Raw genomic sequence first — 19,021 nt, 5'->3', positions numbered from 1 at the left:
TTTTTTTATTATAAAGCAGTCGCGGTATAAGTTACTGTTTGCGTATAAGTTCCGGCTGGCTTACCTAAAATATCAGAAGATGATGATTTTGCCGCGGGAATGGTGTAGTCCAGATTCAGTGTTAATGCACTTCCAAGAGGAGCGTTTGCTACTAAGGTTTGATCCGTTGCCGATAAAACTACAGCGCTTTTTGTTCCGCCCATAGTTCCGGCAGCTGTAGCTGCTTTGATAGTCAAAACATTTACAGGGATTAAGTTGGTTCCATTCATAAAATTAGCGCCACCTGCTTTTACTTTAACATTAAAGTTCTTCGTGGAAGTAACCTTCAAAGAGTTGGCTTTAGTAATTGTTTGGTCAGAGTTATAGTCTGCTGCAGTAACATAGTTAAAATCAACTGTATTACCAATTGCAGTACTTCCTGCGTCGATAGAGATTACATCGTTCAGGGTAATGTTTACCGTTGTGGTTGCAGTAGTATTTTGAGCTTGAACATTGTTAGTTCCTAATATCATTGCTCCAATAGTTAAGGCTGTGATTGCGATTTGTTTTGTCATGATGGTAATATTTATTGTTATTTTTTACTTAATTGTTATCTTTTGTATACTGCAAATTTATAGTGGTGCTAAAAGTTTCTTTGTAGTGGAAAACGGAAGTTCATGTAGTAAAATCACTACAGGATTACGCATTTGGTTTAAATAGAAGAGCCCTCAATACTTTGACCGTATTGAGGGCTTTTCTATTTAAAATTGTTATTTACTTACAATGCAGTGGCAGTATAAGTTATTTTTTGATTGTAAGTTCCCTGTGGTTTTCCCAGAAGGACCTTAGATGCATTTTCCGCCGAAATGGAGTAGGCTATATTTAAAGACTGTTTGATACCTAAACTTGCATTACTCACCAACACCTGATCAGTTGTAGATAAAGTAACCTCATTCAGGGTTCCCACCAAACTTCCGCCTGGTATTGCTTTTACCTGTAATATATCTACGGGAATTACGTTTGCGCCACTTACAAAGTGTGCACCTTCAGATTTTACTTTTACATCAAAATTTTTAGAAGAAATAATGACTAAACTGTTGGGAACGGTCACATTTTTTGATGAATTATAGTCTTTTATGCTCCCATAATTAAAATCTACAGCACCTTCTGAAACAACAGAGCCAAGGTCTATTGCAATAACGTCCGATAAAATAATATTTACTGATGTACTCACCTGCTCTGAATTTTGTGCCAAAACCGGGTGGGTTCCTAAGGCGATTACTCCCAGAGACAGCGCAACGATAAAGATTTGCTTTTTCATGATTAATAAAATTTAGTGAGGTGTAATAATATTGTAATTCAGAATTCATTATAAATCTAATAACATTATTCGAAATTACCAAAGTTTAATGGTATTGATTAACTAATTGTCAGTATGATGGTTTCGATAATGATGGATTAGCTATTATCAAGTAATTTTTTTATTTTACAAAATGCCTTACTATAGTTTAGGTGATATCATGGTAAAAGCTACTGAATCAAATCAACTAGAATAAAAAACAGGTGAAGCTCATTTGACTTTTTGTGTTTTGATTCCGAATTTTTGAAAGATATTGAGAAGTAATGCCTAAATAGCAAATTAATTCTATTATAAAAACAATGAAATCCGTACCTCCGATGGTAATACCCAAATGAATGAAAACAAGAAAGCAGCTATGATGGAAATCAGTGTATTTGCTGAAAGGTTAAAAAAATCTGGTCGATGGTGAAGATGAGATTCTAATAGGAATAGCTAAAGCAGCAGGAATGTATCCAGACTAGTACCGAAATTTGGTTTAAAAAAATGAACGTAAATTAAGAAAAATCAGGAAACCATAAAAAATAAACTTTTATCAAGTTAGCAACTCCATCTTTAAACGACTTTAATGGTATTCATTTTCCAATATCTGCTGATAAATTTCTAAATTAATTTGTAAATTTTATAAAATGACCTATTTTTAGTATTTTATTACAAAAATATTTTTCAATGCCGAAAAAAATTATAAGAAATCTTCAGGTAGGAGTAATGATTTCTTTGATGCTTCTGATTGCTAGTTCGATAGCATCTTATATAAGTATACATAAGCAAATGGAGAATAGAGAAAATTTATTGAAAAGTAAGGAATCTATAAACTTAGCAAAAGATATCTTAAATACTCTTTTAGATGCTGAAACGGGGAATCGGGGATATCAGCTTACCGGCCGGGAAAATTTTCTTGAACCTTTCAATGATAGTAGGAATGAATTTCCGCTCTTTGTTTCTCACAAAGATAGACTTAATCTTAAAAATAAAGATCAGATTAAGATCCTAAATGAACTGCTGCATACTTCAGAACTGCTGATGAAAGAATATGTCCTGCTTATTGAGAATCGTAAAAAGGGAATATTAATGAGTCCGGAAGAACTTATACAAAACAAGGAGGCTATGGACAGATGCCGTATGCTCGTTCAGAAATTTGTAAAACTTGAGGAAGTTCAGCTTGCCATAAAAAACGATGATCTGAACAAGTCTTCGAATTGGACTGTTTTATTCATTATCTTTTCTGCAATTGGAGCCATCGCTGTAACTCTTTTTGTTTATATACAACTAAAATCTGACCTTATCCGGCGCGGGAAATTAGAAAATGATCTGTTTTACACTAAGGAAATGCTTGAAGAAACAGGTTCAGTAGCCCAGGTGGGAGGTTGGGAAGCCAATATGAAAACCGGAAAGCTCTTCTGGTCTCAAAGTACAAGAGAAATTCACAAAATAGAAAATAATTTCCAGCCTAATTTTGAAAATGCCCTTGAATTTTACAGAGGAAAAAGCGGGGAGAGAATAAAATATCTTTTTAACAGGGCAATACAACAAGGAATTGCTTTTGATGAGGAACTTCAGCTATTGCGTAATGATGGCGTTACGATCTGGGTAAGAGTAAAAGGTATTCCCGAATTTGAAGATGATATCTGCAAAAGGGTTTTTGGAATCATTCAGGACATTGATGCCTTCAAAAAAATGTTTTTGGAGGTTACCCGCAAGGAGGCTATGATGAAGTCTTTTGCCACTGATGTTCCTGTTCCTTTGGCCATGTTTGATAAAGACCTTAACTATGTCGCAGTAAGCAGCAGATGGAGAGAGGAATTTAGTATGAATAATGTTGATCTTATCGGTAATAATCTTTTCACTATATCACCGAATGTTCCCGAAGAAAGAAAAGATATTTATGAGAATGCGCTGTTGGGAAAAACGTATATCAATGGTGACTTTATGCTAAAGGTGGAAGGAAAAGAAGAAATTCAGCATTACGACCTTAAAGTCGGACCTTGGTATCTTACAAAAGATGAAGTGGGGGGTGTAATTATTTCCGTACAGAATATTACAAATGCTGTAAAGATAAATGAAGAACTGAAAAATGCTAAGGAAACAGCAGATATAGCCAACAAAGCAAAATCCGAATTTTTGGCCAATATGAGTCATGAGATCAGGACTCCTTTAAACGGAGTTATTGGTTTTTCAGACCTTCTCCTTCAGACACCATTGAATGAAACACAGATACAATATCTGAATTACATCAATGAGTCAGGGGAAAACCTGCTTAGCATCATCAATGATATATTGGATTTTTCTAAAATAGAATCCGGAAAAATGGAGCTTTTGATTGAGAAAACCGATGTTTATGATATGCTGAGCTAGGTCATAAATGTTATTATTTATCAATCCCAGAAAAAAAATATCGAACTTCTTCTCAATATTGAACCGGGTCTTCCAAAAATACTTTTTTTGGATGAAGCAAGGTTAAAACAGATCTTGATTAATCTTTTGGGAAATGCTGTGAAATTCACAGAAAAGGGAGAGATCGAACTAAAAGTAGAGAAATTACGCATGAATGATAGTACTATTGCTTTGCGTTTCTCGGTAAGAGATACGGGGATCGGCATCCCTGTTGAGAAACAGAAATACATTTTTAATGCCTTTACTCAGGAAAACAGTTCCATCAGTAAAAGATATGGTGGGACGGGGCTGGGGCTTACTATCTCAAACAATATCCTGGGATATATGGGAAGCCATTTGTCGCTGAGCAGCGTAAAGAAAAAGGGATCTGTATTTTTCTTTGACATTGAGATTCCTTACGAGATTCCTCAATTGAAAGAGGAAGATGAAATAACTATTAAAACGGCCTTAGTGGTTGATGATAATGAAACCAACAGGATCATTCTTGAGCACATGCTTAGCTATAAAAATATCAAGTCTACTTTGGCTTCTAATGGGATGGAAGCACTGGAGGTCCTATTGAAAGGAGAGCGGTTCGATGTGATCCTGATGGATTATCATATGCCTGTTATGTCCGGATTGGAAACAATAGATAAAATAACAGTACTGTTCAATCAGCGAAAAGAGACTTCTCCATTTATAGTACTTTCTTCTTCTTCTGAAGAACTAGGTATACTTACTTCAGTTAGGAAAATAGAAAATGCACATTTACTATTAAAACCTATCAAATCACATGATCTATACAAAACATTAAAAAAGGTAGACCAAAATTATACAGTAGAAATTAGTATGGATCAGTCTGAGAAAGTTTCGCAATTATTTGCCCTAGATTTAGAAGTGCTTTTGGTTGATGATAACGCAGTGAATATGGTTCTGAATAATAGAATAATGAAGTCTCTTGCACCCAGTATACATCTAACGGAAGCAGTCAATGGGCTGCAGGCTTTGGAAGAGTGTAGAAAAAAGCATTTTTCCATTATCTTGATGGATGTACAGATGCCGATCATGAGCGGTATTGAGGCAACACGAAATATTAGAATGCTGCCTGGCTATGAACATATACCTATCATAGGTGTTACAGCTGGAAATGTGCTGGGCGAAAAAGAAAAATGCCTTGAATCCGGAATGAATGACTTCCTTCCCAAACCTATAAGGCAGGCAGACATTATTGAAGTATTCAAAAAATATATTAACGTTTAGTACTTGTGAAAAATGGAGCTTGAGTTTTTGGTTAATCTTAGGTTACAAAATATTTTAATGTATCGGATGTGAATAGCTTAGATTGTAGACACTTAGTAGTATATTAAATTTTTACTTTGTACATTAAATTATGATAATGATATATAATATTGATTAATTGAAGGAGTGAAAAAATCTAACTTGTACCTGAATAACTAATTTTCCGTTCTCCAAGATATATTGGAGCAAGTATTTTGGTTATATTGAAGAAGAAAAAGGACAGGATTATATCCCGTTAGCACCTGTTTTTACCAGTACCGGATCTGTAAACTGGGACTTCCTGAAAGGCTTTTCTTTGGGACTTCAATATCGTTATCTTGGTGCAAGACCGGCTGTGGAAGACAATAGTATCAGAACAAAATCCTATTTTGTAAATGATCTTGTATTGGCTTACAACCGCCAGAAATGGGGAGCTAACCTTCAGGTCAACAATCTTTTCAATGTACAATGGAACGAAGCGCAGTTCGCAACGGAAACCCAGTTAAAAGGAGAAGCAGAACCCACTACAGACCTTACCTATACACCCGGAAGCCCTTTTGGGATAAGAGTGGGAGTGTATTATAAGTTTTGATGTATAATGTGGAGAGGCATAGCTCTGTTTTAGAGCAAAGAGTTATACATTAATAATACAATTATCTCAACCATTACCCTACATTATATCTGGGCAGCTACAGGACCGCTATTTAAATTTTCTGAAGTATGGCAGATGGTTATTAACACAGGAACCACCATCGTTACATTTCTAATGGTTTTTCTAATCCAAAAAGCACAGAATAAAGATTCTAAAGCCATACAGATAAAGCTTAACGAATTAATTGCAGCTCATGAAAAAGCCAACAATCGAATGGTAGACATTGGAGAATTGACGGAAGATGAATTGGATGAGCTCCACAAATTGTACGAGAAGTTTGGTAAGTTTCCAAAAAATCACGAAAGCAAATAATAGTTGTAATTAGAAGGATTTATTTAAAATTACGACGTCATTTATGTGGTGGCATTCTCCGTAAAATTTTAATGAGAAACAATGCTCGTATGAGCATTGTTTTTTTTAATCAATACATAATTTTTCGGTTTTTAATCCGGACTAATTTGTCTCGCTCCATCTTTTTTATAGCTCTTATAGTCGTTTCAACGCACAACCCTGTTAAAGAAGCTAATTGTTGCCTTGTGATGGGAACTTCATAAGTAAATGGAGTTTTATTTTCGTGGTCATGTTTCATAAGTTCCAATACTTCTTTAATTCTTTCAACTGCATAGGGAGAAGATATTTTTTGCATGAGAATGAACTTACGGTAGAGGTGCTTTGATAATGATTTGCAAAGCTCTAAGTAATGATTGGGGTGTTGGTCTAGATAATGCGTTAATTTATCTGCACATAATTTAATAATAGTACAATTCGAAAGAGCTACAGCATTTACTGGATATGTCTGCTCTAAATATAACATATAATTTCCTACAGGTTCTTTTGAACTTAATATATTTTGAATAAATTCTTTACCTGAACTATTGTAATTATTTAATTTAACATCACCATTAATAATCTGAAAATAGAATTGGGGAATTGCGCCTTCCCGGAATATATAATCTCCCGGATTGTAATATTGTTCTACAGCTCCAATAGAGCGTAAAAGTTCTTCTTTAAAAAACATACTATTATTTTTTGTGGTTAGTGATAAGAGTGGATTTAAATTCCCGATATAAGTATCATTAAAGTACTATGGGAAATCTTAATTTTACTTCATGTTACAATATATTTTTAAAGAGACAATCTAACTTAGTTGTAAAACCCGTAAAGTGGATCGTGCTTCCGGATGAAAATTGCTGAGGCTCCATAATTGGTTAGATGAATTTATAATTCATCGGTAAATTATATGCAGTAAATGTAATGCAATTACTACATAAATAATATGCTTTGAATCATATAGTAGTATATTTTTTATAATCATAAAGTTAATTTATTATAAAATATAAAATACAATGGAAGAGGCAGTCGAAAATATATTTTAAGCTTTATAATTTAATATGTTAATTAAATCCTATTTTACGATTTAAATATGGAATTAAGTTACCTGCATATAATTTGAGGTGAAGATATTCATCTCCAATACGAATTATCATGAGAGGTTTTAGTAAAATATTTTACTATTAATCAATTTTAATACATGATCACTTTCCATTTTCTTAATAGTTCTAATCACGGTTTCAATTCGTAAACCTGTAATGGATGCCATTTGTTTTCTGGTTAGATAAACCTCAAATGAATATTTTTCTTTGTTAATGCTGTAGCTTTTAAAGTAGTCAAGAATTCCCAAAAGCCGTACTTCTGGTCTCAATGATAAATTATGTTGCATCATGACAAATTTTTGGTACAATCGTTCGGATATAAACTTGTTGATATCTAAAGATACATTCGGATGATCAGCAAGTAATTTAAAGAAGTTGTCTTTTGGAATGGTAATGATTTTACAAGGAGTTAATGTTATCGCGTTGACAGGATATTTTTCGGTGATAAAAAGAAGTAATTCACAAACGCTCTGTCCTGAAAGCAAAATACTTTGAATAATCTCTTTCCCGTCTTCATCGTAATGATTTAATTTAACTCTGCCCTCTATTATTTGATAGTAAAGTTTTGGAGTATCACCTTCCTTAAATATTGTTTCATTGGGTTTAAACTGTGTTGTTTCTGCACCGTATAATTGCAAAAGATTTTGATCGATAATCATAATAGTATTATGTTTTTGAATTAAAGTTAGTAGAATATCAAAGATTAAATATTCCTGATTATACTAAATCTTTTAGCAAGAGAAAGCACAATTGTCTTCTAAAGATAACATAAAACCAGCAACCAAAAATCTCTTGATTGGATTGATTTACCTAAATTTTTAGATACATATATGTAAACTTGTTCCATTGACGGGTTGATATTTTTGTACTCATAATTCGTACGTATGATTTAGGTCATACATGTGAAGCGTCCTTTACCATTACCTTTGGATGCTAATTAATTGTACACTTATCAGTGATATATGTCGCTTTTTTAAATTCTGCAATTTAATTAGTACAAGTTTAATACCCCCTAATAATTTTTTCAATATGCTGGTTGATGAAGATTTACTCTTTCATTATGGAGGACAATTAGTGAAATTCACCAAAAATGATATGATATTTAGAGAATCAGAAATACCAAAATTTTATTATCAGATAAAATATGGCAATGTAAAAATCAACAATTATCATCAGGAAGGAAAAGAATTTATCCATAGTTTACCTTCGGCCGGGCACTGTCTTGGAGAAACTTTTATATTTTCCGAAAGACCTTATCCCGTCAATGCAGTCGCAATGAATGATGTAGCAGTTATTAAAGTTGGAATAGCCAGATTCTTTGAGCTGATTCACAGTGATAAAAGCATATTATTTAAACTTTATCAATATACCTCTGAAAGAATGCACTACCGTTATGTGATGTTAAATAATTTATCATCCACAAACACCTTCAGTAAAATAATCTGTGTGATGGATTGTTTGAAGCAATATCATAATGTGACAGAACAATACGGTTATCAAATTCCCTACACCCGTCTTGAAATTGCCTCACTTACAGGATTGAGAATAGAAACTGTGATAAGAGTATTAAAAAAGATGGAACGTGAAAATATTGTAAAAAATATTGGTGGAAAAATATTTTATTAATCCTTTCTGTCATGCCTATTTATCCTATTGCTGGTTAGCCTGTTACTTTATGATTCGATGCTATGAATAAATTTAATCAGACCAAAGAGTTTAAAAAGCATATCCTTTTATACTAGGAATAGATAATTTGGCAATTAATATGTAAGGATTTATAATTTTTTCATAGGTATTACTACAATAAATTATTGCTATATGACTTAAGTCATAGGGTAGATTTTTATGGATTTGTAATTTTGAAATACACCATAAAAAAAAGATTATATGAACGCCAATTACAAAAAAACTAACACAGATTAACCTGTGCTGATTACTTTTTATAATATGTTATAGAACTCGAGGTAATCCACTCTATTTTCTAATTGGCGCTGCCCAGTTAGTTGATTCTCTTTTTTTTACAAAGAAACTTTATTCAGAATATAATAATGAGTTGGATAATCATCCTAAAACATCTCCTGTATCGGATTTTCTGATACTGTAAATTAAATATTAAGTCAACATCACCTACATCAAATCGCAATAACAAGAAATATGGAAAATGAAAATTTAGGATCAAACTCGAAACGTGATCAACTTCAAGATCATACAACGGATAACAGCAACGAAAAACTGACCACTAATCAGGGATTAAAGATCAATAACAATCAGGATTCTCTGAAAGCAGGCGAAAGAGGACCTTCTCTTCTTGAAGATTTTATTCTCAGAGAAAAAATTACTCATTTTGATCATGAACGAATTCCGGAAAGAGTAGTTCATGCAAGAGGTTCCGGCGCTCACGGTGTTTTTAAATTAAATAAAAGTCTGGCAAAATATACGAAAGCTAAATTTTTAAACAATATCGATGAAGAGACTCCTGTATTTGTGCGTTTTTCTACCGTTGCCGGAAGTAGAGGAAGTACAGATCTGGCTCGTGATGTAAGAGGATTTGCTGTGAAATTTTATACGGAAGAAGGCGTTTATGACCTGGTAGGTAATAATATGCCTGTATTTTTTATTCAGGACGCTATAAAATTTCCAGACTTAGTCCATGCTGTAAAACCTGAGCCTGATAACGAGATTCCGCAAGCTGCTTCGGCTCACAACACTTTTTGGGATTTCATTTCATTAATGCCAGAGAGTACCCACATGATCATGTGGTTGATGAGTGATCGTGCGATTCCGAGAAGCTTCCGTATGATGGAAGGTTTTGGCGTCCATACATTTAAATTTATCAATGAACAGGGCGATGTACATTTTGTGAAATTTCATTTTAAACCCAAATTGGGAGTCCATTCGGTGGCGTGGCCCGAAGCACAGAAGATTTCGGGAAATGACCCTGACTTCCATCGACGTGACCTTTGGGAGGCCATTGAGAACGGAGCTTTCCCTGAGTGGGATCTGGGGGTGCAGGTAGTTCCTGAAAAAGATGAACACAAATTTGATTTTGATCTCCTTGATCCTACAAAAATTATCCCGGAAGAGCTTGTTCCTGTGGAACTTGTAGGAACTTTAATATTAAACAGAAATCCGGATAATTTCTTTGCAGAGACAGAACAAGTAGCATTTCATCCCGGTCATATTGTTCCCGGCATAGATTTTACCAATGATCCTCTTTTACAGGGAAGACTTTTCTCGTACACCGACACTCAGCTTACCAGATTAGGGTCTCCGAATTTTCATGAAATTCCGATCAACAGGTCCATTACAACCATTCACAATAATCAGCGTGACGGACACATGCGCCAGCAGATCGTTAAAGGAAAAGTAAGTTACGAACCCAATTCAATGGGTGGAGGGTGCCCGTTTCAGGCTATGATGGAAGAAGGAGGTTTTGTCTCCCAGGAGGAGCGGGTGGAAGGACATAAAGTAAGGGCAAGAAGCTCAAGCTTTGTAGACCATTATTCTCAGGCAAAATTATTTTACAACAGTCAGTCTGCCCTTGAAAAAACGCACCTGCAAAATGCATTGGTTTTTGAGCTTTCAAAAGTAACGCTTCCTTCCATCAGAGAACGAATGGTTGGTCAGTTAGCTTTTGTAAACAAAGATTTGGCTCAGGAAGTTGCATCCAGATTAGGTGTTGAGGTTAAAATTCTCGATCAGCCCAATCAAAGTATTCCTGCGGATGCCGATCCAGCAAGTCTCCAAAGTGCGGAAATTGAACCTTCCCTAAAATTTTCAGAAGCGCTGAGTATGGCCAATACCGTTAAAGATACCATTGAGAGCCGAGTAATTGGCTTTATGATGACTGATGGGTTTGATGCTGCTTCTACCGATCATTTAATAGAAAAATTAGAAGGGCAGGGCGCGGTTGTACAATATATTGCTGATTCCGTAGCACCGGTAAAATCTTCGGACGGCCAGACGTACATTCCCGATCATTCATTATCTACAACTTCAAGTGTTTGCTTTGATGCCCTGTATATCTGTGGCGGTGCAAAATCTGCAGAAGGTTTTGTAAAGCCTGGAAATAAAAATATGACGGTTGATTTTATTAATGAGGCATTCCGTCACTGTAAAGCCATTTACTTTGGGTATGATACTGAAGTAATCAAAAAGCTTACAGATGTGGCATCGGTCAAACATGATGATCCTGGAGTAATTTCTGCTAAAGATGCTGATTCTGATGATTTATTTGTTGAGGCGATAGCTAATCACAGGGTTTGGCAGTTTGAAAAAGAAAGAAACGGATTAGTATAAAAAATGAGTAGGAACTACTTGACATTCATATCAACACCAACAAATTAAAATATTATGAAAAAGACAATTCTAATCATTGTAGCCATTGCTGCAATAACGGCATGTAACAAAAAAGAAACCACTACTGTTGATCATTCAGCTGATCATAGCGAAATGTCTGCTCCTGTAGATTCGGGTGCAATGCCTGGAGATTCTCTTTCAATTTCCCAAACGTCTTCTGAAACAACATCATTAAATGACCAGGATCGAAAATTTGCTGATGCAGCAGCAAAAGGAGGAATGATGGAAGTGATGGCGGGTGAATTGGCCTCTCAAAATGCGACCAACCCAACAGTTAAAAAACTGGGTGAAATGATGGTAAAGGATCACACCAAAGCCAACGAAGAATTAAAGCAGTGGGCGTCTAAAACAGCTTACAATCTGCCTACCGGTTTAGATGCAGACCAACAGAAAAAATATGATGATCTTAAAGCTAAAAAAGGAGCTGATTTTGATCGCATGTATACTGATATGATGGTTAAGGATCATGAAAAAACAATAGCTGATTTCAAGAAAGAAGCTGCTGACGGTTCCGAATCCTCTCTGAAAAATTTTGCCACTACAACGCTTCCCACTTTAGATCATCATTTAATGGAATCTAAAAAAGCAAAAGATGCTGTAAAATAATGTCGGATAAATATCCGGTAATCTGCCTTGAAAGCGTTATCGGATATTATTCGAAGGATTCTGTATTGTTTCTGAAAATCTGATGCTGGCGGTTTGATGGTTTAAATTATTTATCCAGAAAATTAATGTTTATAAAGACAGTATTTAATCATTAATGCCGGCTGCATTTTATTACTGGAATAATCTACTGGCTTCAAAACCTATCATCATGAGGAATTCCAAATTACCCAATGCCACAGCCGTGCTAGTGCTCGGAATTTCTTCTGTAGCCTTATGCTGCTGTTATGGAATCCCGGGAATACTTACCGGAAGCATCGCGCTCTTTCTTTACAGAAGAGATAAAAGAGTATATGATAAAAATAAAGGAAATTATACCAATTTCGACAATTTAAAAAAAGGAAGAATGCTAAGCATTCTCGGGATTACTTTAAGCTCCCTTTGCCTTATGTATTTATTGTCGATATACTACCTGTAGCTGTAGGAAGGAGGAGATCCTCTACCATTGCTGAAGTATAAAAAACTTTAGCCAGGTCTCGCATCAGCCATTTTTAATCGTATTATCATTTGAAATGGTCATCGCAGCTTTTATAGAGCCTGATGACCACATTGATAATGTATAAACACCAAACTATAAAATATAACAATATGAAAGCAGCAGTTTTTCATTCGCCGGGTAACATTACCTGTGATACCGTCGATGATCCAAAGATTGAAGATCAAAATGATATCATTCTTCGTGTAACTTCCACCGCAATCTGCGGTAGTGATCTTCATATGTATTCGGGAGGAATTCCTCAGCCGCGTCCTATGGTAATGGGACATGAGTTTATGGGAATTGTGGAGGAAGTAGGAAAAAACATCAATCACCTACAAGCGGGCGACAGAGTTGTTGTGCCATTCCCGATTGCATGCGGAGGGTGTTATTTCTGCCAGCATGATTTACCATCAGGCTGTGAAAACTCCAATATAGAAAATTATGGTCCCGAAGGAGGCTTGGTTACTGAAAAAGGAGGTGGAATGTTTGGTTATACCGATCTGTATGGTGGTTATAATGGCGGGCAGGCACAATATGTAAGAGTTCCTTATGCTAATTTCGGGCCTAGAAAGGTTTCTGATTCATTGACCGATGAACAGGTGCTTTTTCTTACCGATATTTTTCCTACAGGCTATACCGGCGTAATGTGGGCGGATCTTAAAGGTGGAGAAACGGTAGCCATTTTCGGTGCAGGGCCTGTGGGATCAATGGCCGTAAAAAGTGCTATTCTTCATCATGCAAAAAAAGTAATTGTTATTGATACCCTTCAATATAGACTGGACCAGATAAAAAATCTTACAGGATGCGAAACCATTCTTTGGGAAGACGCTAAACAGACTGTTGACGAAATCAGAAGCATGACCAATGGCAGAGGTGCCGATTTATGCATAGATGCTGTAGGCTTTGAACCGGACAGAAATCTGATGGATAGAGCAAAGGCAGTTGTCAATTTTGAAAAAGGTTCTATCAAAGTGCTGGATGCGTGTATGAGTGGAGTAAGACGTGGAGGTTTTGTTTCCATATTAGGAGTCTATCCCATGAATTATGACAATTTTAGGGTAGGTCAGCTTTTTGATAAAGGTATTACGCTTAAAGCGGGGCAATCTCCGGTTCATGCAATCATTGATAAATTAATGAAATATGTGGAAACCGGGCAGGTAAAACTCGATGATATCATAACGCACCGCCTTTCCCTTGATGAGGTGGCAAAAGGATATGAAATATTTGATAAAAAGCAGGACGGATGTGTAAAAGTCGTGCTTGATCCCTGGAGATAAGTAAATCTCTATAGTGTCAGGAGAGACGTATTCTTAATTAATTAAAATATATTCTCATGGAATTTAAACAGTCTTTGTTGGATTATATCGGCGGGGCGCTGAAATCTGCCCATGAATCAGTTTCTGTGGCAGAAAGTGTTACTGCTGGCTGCCTGCAGTTTTCCTTTTCGCAGATGAAAGATGCCTCTATATTTTTTAAAGGCGGCATAACCGCCTATACTCTTGAGGAAAAAGTAAAACTTTTGAAAGTTGATGAGCTGGAAGCGATAAAGTGTGATTGTGTTTCTATGGAAGTTGCCGATGAAATGGCGTTGAATGTTAGTGCATTATTCAATACAGACTGGGGAATATCTGTCACCGGATATGCAACTCCTGTGAAAGAATCGGATCAAAAAATTTTCGCACATTTTTCATTCGCCTACAAAAATGAAATCATTTTATCCAAAAAACTGGAACTACACCATAAAACAAAGGCTTCAACAGCCCAGCTGTATTACGCGGAATTTATTCTCGGATGCTTTAAATGTGAACTCAATCAAATGATTATTTTAAAATAAACGATATGGAAATCAAAAATCAATATGTACTGATCACCGGTGCAACCAGTGGAATCGGATATGAACTGGCGAAATTATTCGCAAAAAATGGCTACCATCTGGTTATTGTATCACGGAGTCATGATCAACTGCTTGAAAAAGCCAATGAATTTAAAAAATATGGTGTTAAGGTGGTAACCCAGGCAAAAAATCTCTTTAAAGAAGATGATGTTTTTTCTATGTATGCCGAACTTAGACTCAACGATATTAGCCCTGAAATATTGGTGAATGACGCAGGACAGGGCTTCTATGGAAAATTTGAAGATACAGATATACATCGCGAATTGGATATTGTCAGGCTCAATATAAATGCAGTTCTGATTTTAACCAAACTTTTCCTAAAGGATCGCATCAGCAAAGGATCAGGAAAAATACTGAATCTGGCTTCAATTGCAAGTAAAGCACCCGGTCCATGGCAATCAGTTTATCACGGAAGTAAAGCTTTTATCTTATCATGGTCTGAGGCGATTCGTGAAGAATTAAAAGATACCGGAATTACTGTTACTGCACTTCTTCCAGGACCGACCGATACAGATTTCTTCAACAAAGCACAGATGAACAGAAGTAAGATTATGGAAGATAAAGAGAGTTTCAGCACTCCGGAAGAAGTGGCTAAAGATGGCTATGAAGCTCTGATGAATGGAGAGGATAAAATAATCTCGGGGTTGAAAAATAAATTAACGGTAGCCATGTCTAATCTGGCAAGCGATAGCATGGCAGCATATCGTATGGGAAAAATGCAGGAACCACAAGATGTATAAATTTTAATAGTATGGAGAGGTTGCAATTGGAGAATAAATCAGTGCTCATTACAGGAGCAGACAGCGGAATAGGTAAAGCAATTGCCTTATTATTTGCCACAGAAGGTGCGGATATTTCGTTTATCTATTATAAAGACGACAAAGATGCAGAAAAAACAAAATTGGAAATTGAAGCTCTAGGCAGGCGTGCTATATGTTTTGGCGGCGATATCAATGATATAGATTTTTGTAAAGTAACCGTTTCAAAAACAGTTGCTGAGTTTGGGAAAATTGATATTTTGATAAATAATGCAGGAACACAAATTCCTGCAGATAATATTATTGACCTTACAGAAGAAAACATCAGAAAGACATTTAATTCCAATATCATTGGAATGATTTTACTTACCAAGGAAGTTTTTCCCCATTTAAAAAAAGGGAGTTCCATTGTTAATACGACCTCCGCAGTGGCTTATATGGGGCATGAAGAATTATTAGATTATTCAGCTACAAAAGGGGCAATTGTTTCTTTTACGAGATCGCTGGCATTACAGGCGAAACCTAAAGGCATTCGGGTCAATGCAGTAGCACCCGGACCGGTAGCGACACCCCTTACTGAGAAAACTTTTGGTGAAGAAGAAGACGATCAAAGCAAGCCTCCACTGGAAAGAAATGCTAATACGGATGAGATTGCTTCAAGTTATCTGTTTTTAGCTACCGATGCTTCGGCACAGATGACGGGACAGGTTCTCCATCCGAACGGTGGGCTCATTGTCAACGGTTAAATTATGGGTTATGAACGGAGTAATGATTCAGTTTTTTCATTGGTACCATCCCGGGAATTTATGGAATGAGTTTGCAGGAAAGGTGGGTTATTTACAACAGCTTGGTTTTACTGCGGTATGGTTTCCTCCTGCAACAAAGTGCTTTCTCGGTAAGGAAGGCCGGGGTTATGACGTATATGATCTATATGATTTAGGAGAATTTGACCAGAAAGGTAGTATTGCAACCAGATACGGAACTAAGGAAGAATACCTTAAAGCAATTGAAGCAGCACATGAGGCAGGTATGAGTGTATATGCCGATATTGTTCTTAATCACAGAATGGGTGGGGACGAACCAGAAAATATCTTTGTACAACAGGTTGAGGAGGATAATCGTATTAAAACTATAGAACAACCTTTGGAAGCATCAGCAATGACAAAATTTACTTTTTCTGCCCGGAATGGAATGTATTCAGATTTTAACTGGGATCATCGTTGTTTTAGTGGAATAGACTGCATTAAGAGAAATGGAGAAGAGGTACTGGGTATCTTTAAGATTATAAATGAATACGGCACGGAATGGAACCCTTCAGTGAGTCATCAGCTCGGAAATTATGATTATCTCATGGGCGCCGATGTAGAATACAGAAACCCAGATGTTGTTCAGGAGATGAAAAACTGGATCAAATGGTATCTTGAAATTACCAAAGTCGACGGGATAAGGTTGGATGCCTTAAAGCATATTTCTTCAGAATTTTTAAAAGAGTGGATTACTTATATTAAAACAGAAATTAATTCTGACTATTATATTTTGGGGGAGTTTTGGAAAGAAGAGGCCGGAAAAATAAATTATTTCTCTGATGAAATGAGTAATTTAATTTCATGTTTCGATGTGCCCCTACACTATAATTTTTTCAAAGCATCTGAAGAAGGAGATCAGTACGACCTACGTCAGATTCTTGATAATTCTTTGTTACAACAGATGCCTGTTTTTACCGTTTCTTTTGTTGAAAATCATGATACCCAAAAGCTTCAGGCGTTGGAGTCCACTGTCAAAGAATGGTTTAAGCCAATAGCTTATTCCATCATTTTGTTATCAGAAAAAGCCTATCCATGTGTTTTTTATCCTGACCTTTTCGGAGCCAAGTATTCGGATATGAAAGACGGTAAAAAAATACATGTTGAAATCCGTAAAGTTGAGACCCTACCAAAATTAATGGAGGCAAGACAACAATTTGGATACGGCTCACAAGTCAATTTTTTTGATGATCCCAATTGTATTGCATTCATGCGCATGGGTGATAAAATGAATAAAGGCTGTCTGGTCATTATTTCAAATAATGGAAAAGCCTGCAAAGAAATAATGTGCGGTGAAGAATATTCAAATGCTGTATTCTATGATTTTTTGCAACAAAGACAAGAAGAAATTGTGGTGGATAACAATGGTACAGGAATTTTTACAGTTAATGCAAGGTCAGTAAGCGTTTGGGTTAAAAAATAAATCTTCACTGATGCAAACCCTATTTTAAAAATAAATTCAATCACATAAAATCAAGTATCAATGAATAAACATAATTTCTTTTACCGCAACAGTTTAAGTATTGTTCTTTTTATATTGATGTTTGTCTGCCTGTACGGGCAGGTCATGACGGGTTGGAAAACTGAAAACAAAGAATTGGCTGAAGAAGGGCAGCATCTTTTAAGTATCGGAGAATACCTGCACAGCGGCCATTTTGTTCAGGCCACTTTTGAAAACTGGGAAAGTGAATTTTTACAAATGATGCTGTATGTTGTTCTGACTGTTTTTCTCAGACAGAAGGGGTCAAGTGAATCAAAGTCTTTGGATGAAAAAGAAGATGTTGATAAAGAACCTCGAGCTCATTCCAATGCACCCTGGCCGGTTAAACAGGGTGGTGTATGGCTTATTCTCTATAAACATTCACTATCAATTGCTTTTGGTATTCTTTTTCTTATCAGTTTTACCTGTCATTTTTATGGAAGCTATGAAGAATACAGTGGTGAGCAGATTGCTAAAGAACTGCCTGTGATGCCAATTCAGGAATATTTGTATGATGTCCGTTTTTGGTTTGAGTCGTTTCAAAACTGGCAGAGTGAGTTTTTAGCAGTTGCTTCGCTGGTTATCCTTTCAATTTGGCTCAGAGAAAAAGGATCTCCGGAATCAAAGCCAGTTGATATGCCGCATAATGAAAATTAAATGTTTAGTTACACAAAAAAAATACGAAATGAAGCCACAATTGATCACAGGGGTACCCCTGCAAGAAAAAGGAAGTTTTCACGATACGGAAAGTATTCGTGTAGCTAAAGATTTTGAAGATATAGTTGATTTGTATAAGACTTTAAAAGATCGCCTTTTGTCGGTAAATTACTGGAATTATTATGCTAGTGGAGTTGGTGCGGATTTTAAACTGCACGATAAAAATGGGAATTTAAAAAAGAGATTACCTGAAAAAGGAGATTTCATTAGGATTGATATTCCAGGGCCGGGCAATTTTGAAGCAAGAGGATTTGATTGGGTCGAGATAACAGATATGTATGAAAATTTATCTGCTAATGATGAAATTTTGGAGCAGCTGCTTATTGAGTGTAAACCATCGGGGATACCGGGTAAAATAAATACGCACATCGCACACTTTTACACGGGAGATGCAAGCTCTACCTTTATTGTATCACGAGGGAAAGACTTTATAAAAGCAGGTATTTACGGACGTAACGAGACACCGAATATGGATGCTCAGATCGCAGACAAAGCAAGGAATTTAGCTATTGCCCTTGGAGGAATGGTGGGAATTTCAAAAATTCAATGGAAAATTTTGACAGATGGGTTAGTTGAGTTTCGATCCTGGTGATATATAGATTTTGAAATCATATGAATTCTTCTAAAGAAAGTAATAATGACTATCTAAAAAAAATATTAGAGGGATTCTATTCTTTCGTATCATATAAATAGCTGAAGAGTAAAATTTAATAAAATTTATGAATCGATTATGATCATTGTCATAGGATTTGCCTTCCTGAGCTTGTAGCTTTGATACACCAAATTAAAATATGTTA

19 protein-coding genes are annotated in these 19,021 nt (G+C 35.8%); 15 read left to right on the top strand and 4 right to left on the bottom strand.

Translation table 11 applies throughout. The annotated features are described in order from the left end of the window. Positions 1–8: 8 nt before the first annotated feature. Both AC1Q7L_RS18300 and AC1Q7L_RS18295 read right to left on the bottom strand, forming a co-directional pair. On the bottom strand, positions 9–554 hold the full coding sequence (locus AC1Q7L_RS18300; protein ID WP_309944896.1) for a peptidoglycan-binding protein LysM: 546 nt from the start codon (positions 552–554) through the stop codon (positions 9–11). Positions 555–757: 203 nt separating this feature from the next. Beyond that, a complete protein-coding gene (locus tag AC1Q7L_RS18295; protein ID WP_073174709.1) occupies positions 758–1,300 on the bottom strand; it encodes a peptidoglycan-binding protein LysM in 543 nt (180 codons plus the stop codon). A gap of 705 nt (positions 1,301–2,005) precedes the next feature. On the opposite strand from AC1Q7L_RS18295, the gene AC1Q7L_RS18290 reads away from it, so the two are divergent. The 4 genes from AC1Q7L_RS18290 to AC1Q7L_RS18275 all read left to right on the top strand — a co-directional run bounded on the left by AC1Q7L_RS18290 (position 2,006) and on the right by AC1Q7L_RS18275 (position 5,951). Continuing rightward, positions 2,006–3,691, top strand: coding sequence for a histidine kinase dimerization/phospho-acceptor domain-containing protein (locus AC1Q7L_RS18290; protein WP_073174708.1), 1,686 nt, complete (start codon positions 2,006–2,008; stop codon positions 3,689–3,691). A gap of 87 nt (positions 3,692–3,778) precedes the next feature. Then, positions 3,779–4,969: a response regulator gene (locus AC1Q7L_RS18285; RefSeq protein WP_073174707.1), complete on the top strand. Its 1,191-nt coding sequence runs from the start codon at positions 3,779–3,781 to the stop codon at positions 4,967–4,969. A gap of 334 nt (positions 4,970–5,303) precedes the next feature. After that, a complete protein-coding gene (locus AC1Q7L_RS18280; protein ID WP_175550402.1) occupies positions 5,304–5,579 on the top strand; it encodes a TonB-dependent receptor in 276 nt (91 codons plus the stop codon). Between the two features lie 48 nt (positions 5,580–5,627). Then, positions 5,628–5,951: a low affinity iron permease family protein gene (locus tag AC1Q7L_RS18275; RefSeq protein ID WP_073174706.1), complete on the top strand. Its 324-nt coding sequence runs from the start codon at positions 5,628–5,630 to the stop codon at positions 5,949–5,951. Positions 5,952–6,060: 109 nt separating this feature from the next. Here the strand turns inward: AC1Q7L_RS18275 and AC1Q7L_RS18270 are convergent, their stop codons facing one another. Next, a complete protein-coding gene (locus AC1Q7L_RS18270) occupies positions 6,061–6,657 on the bottom strand; it encodes a Crp/Fnr family transcriptional regulator (RefSeq protein ID WP_073174705.1) in 597 nt (198 codons plus the stop codon). Positions 6,658–7,134: 477 nt separating this feature from the next. Continuing rightward, positions 7,135–7,731 carry a Crp/Fnr family transcriptional regulator gene (locus AC1Q7L_RS18265; RefSeq protein WP_083536217.1) on the bottom strand — a complete coding sequence of 199 codons (597 nt, stop codon included), beginning with the start codon at positions 7,729–7,731 and terminating at the stop codon, positions 7,135–7,137. A gap of 370 nt (positions 7,732–8,101) precedes the next feature. On the opposite strand from AC1Q7L_RS18265, the gene AC1Q7L_RS18260 reads away from it, so the two are divergent. The 11 genes from AC1Q7L_RS18260 (at position 8,102) to AC1Q7L_RS18210 (ending at position 18,816) form a co-directional block, all read left to right on the top strand. Then, the gene (locus AC1Q7L_RS18260; protein ID WP_073174704.1) at positions 8,102–8,698 is read left to right on the top strand and encodes a Crp/Fnr family transcriptional regulator; all 597 of its coding nucleotides are present in this window, start codon (positions 8,102–8,104) and stop codon (positions 8,696–8,698) included. Between the two features lie 528 nt (positions 8,699–9,226). Further along, positions 9,227–11,371: a catalase gene (locus AC1Q7L_RS18255; RefSeq protein ID WP_492308045.1), complete on the top strand. Its 2,145-nt coding sequence runs from the start codon at positions 9,227–9,229 to the stop codon at positions 11,369–11,371. 54 nt (positions 11,372–11,425) lie between these two features. Beyond that, positions 11,426–12,037 carry a DUF4142 domain-containing protein gene (locus AC1Q7L_RS18250; protein ID WP_073174702.1) on the top strand — a complete coding sequence of 204 codons (612 nt, stop codon included), beginning with the start codon at positions 11,426–11,428 and terminating at the stop codon, positions 12,035–12,037. Positions 12,038–12,245: 208 nt separating this feature from the next. Then, a complete protein-coding gene (locus tag AC1Q7L_RS18245) occupies positions 12,246–12,512 on the top strand; it encodes a CCC motif membrane protein (protein WP_139259966.1) in 267 nt (88 codons plus the stop codon). Between the two features lie 170 nt (positions 12,513–12,682). Next, complete coding sequence (locus tag AC1Q7L_RS18240) at positions 12,683–13,849, top strand: zinc-dependent alcohol dehydrogenase (protein WP_300685566.1); 1,167 nt, start codon at positions 12,683–12,685, stop codon at positions 13,847–13,849. A gap of 56 nt (positions 13,850–13,905) precedes the next feature. Beyond that, positions 13,906–14,406, top strand: coding sequence for a CinA family protein (locus tag AC1Q7L_RS18235; RefSeq protein WP_073174700.1), 501 nt, complete (start codon positions 13,906–13,908; stop codon positions 14,404–14,406). 5 nt (positions 14,407–14,411) lie between these two features. Further along, positions 14,412–15,206 (top strand): SDR family NAD(P)-dependent oxidoreductase, encoded by a 795-nt coding sequence (locus AC1Q7L_RS18230; protein ID WP_073174699.1) that lies wholly within the window; start codon positions 14,412–14,414, stop codon positions 15,204–15,206. Between the two features lie 11 nt (positions 15,207–15,217). After that, complete coding sequence (locus AC1Q7L_RS18225) at positions 15,218–15,970, top strand: SDR family oxidoreductase (RefSeq protein ID WP_073174698.1); 753 nt, start codon at positions 15,218–15,220, stop codon at positions 15,968–15,970. 10 nt (positions 15,971–15,980) lie between these two features. Then, complete coding sequence (locus tag AC1Q7L_RS18220) at positions 15,981–17,450, top strand: alpha-amylase (RefSeq protein ID WP_492308044.1); 1,470 nt, start codon at positions 15,981–15,983, stop codon at positions 17,448–17,450. Between the two features lie 60 nt (positions 17,451–17,510). Then, the gene (locus AC1Q7L_RS18215; protein ID WP_492308043.1) at positions 17,511–18,164 is read left to right on the top strand and encodes a DUF6766 family protein; all 654 of its coding nucleotides are present in this window, start codon (positions 17,511–17,513) and stop codon (positions 18,162–18,164) included. A 28-nt stretch (positions 18,165–18,192) separates the two neighbouring features. Then, positions 18,193–18,816, top strand: a complete 624-nt coding sequence (locus AC1Q7L_RS18210; protein WP_492308042.1) for a hypothetical protein — start codon at positions 18,193–18,195, stop codon at positions 18,814–18,816. Positions 18,817–19,021: the final 205 nt, after the last annotated feature.

The sequence above is a fragment of the Chryseobacterium sp. GW823-FHT05E08 genome, assembly GCF_058795655.1.
Note: the sequence above shows the minus strand (reverse complement) of the source record. Positions and strands in the feature narration are given on the sequence as shown.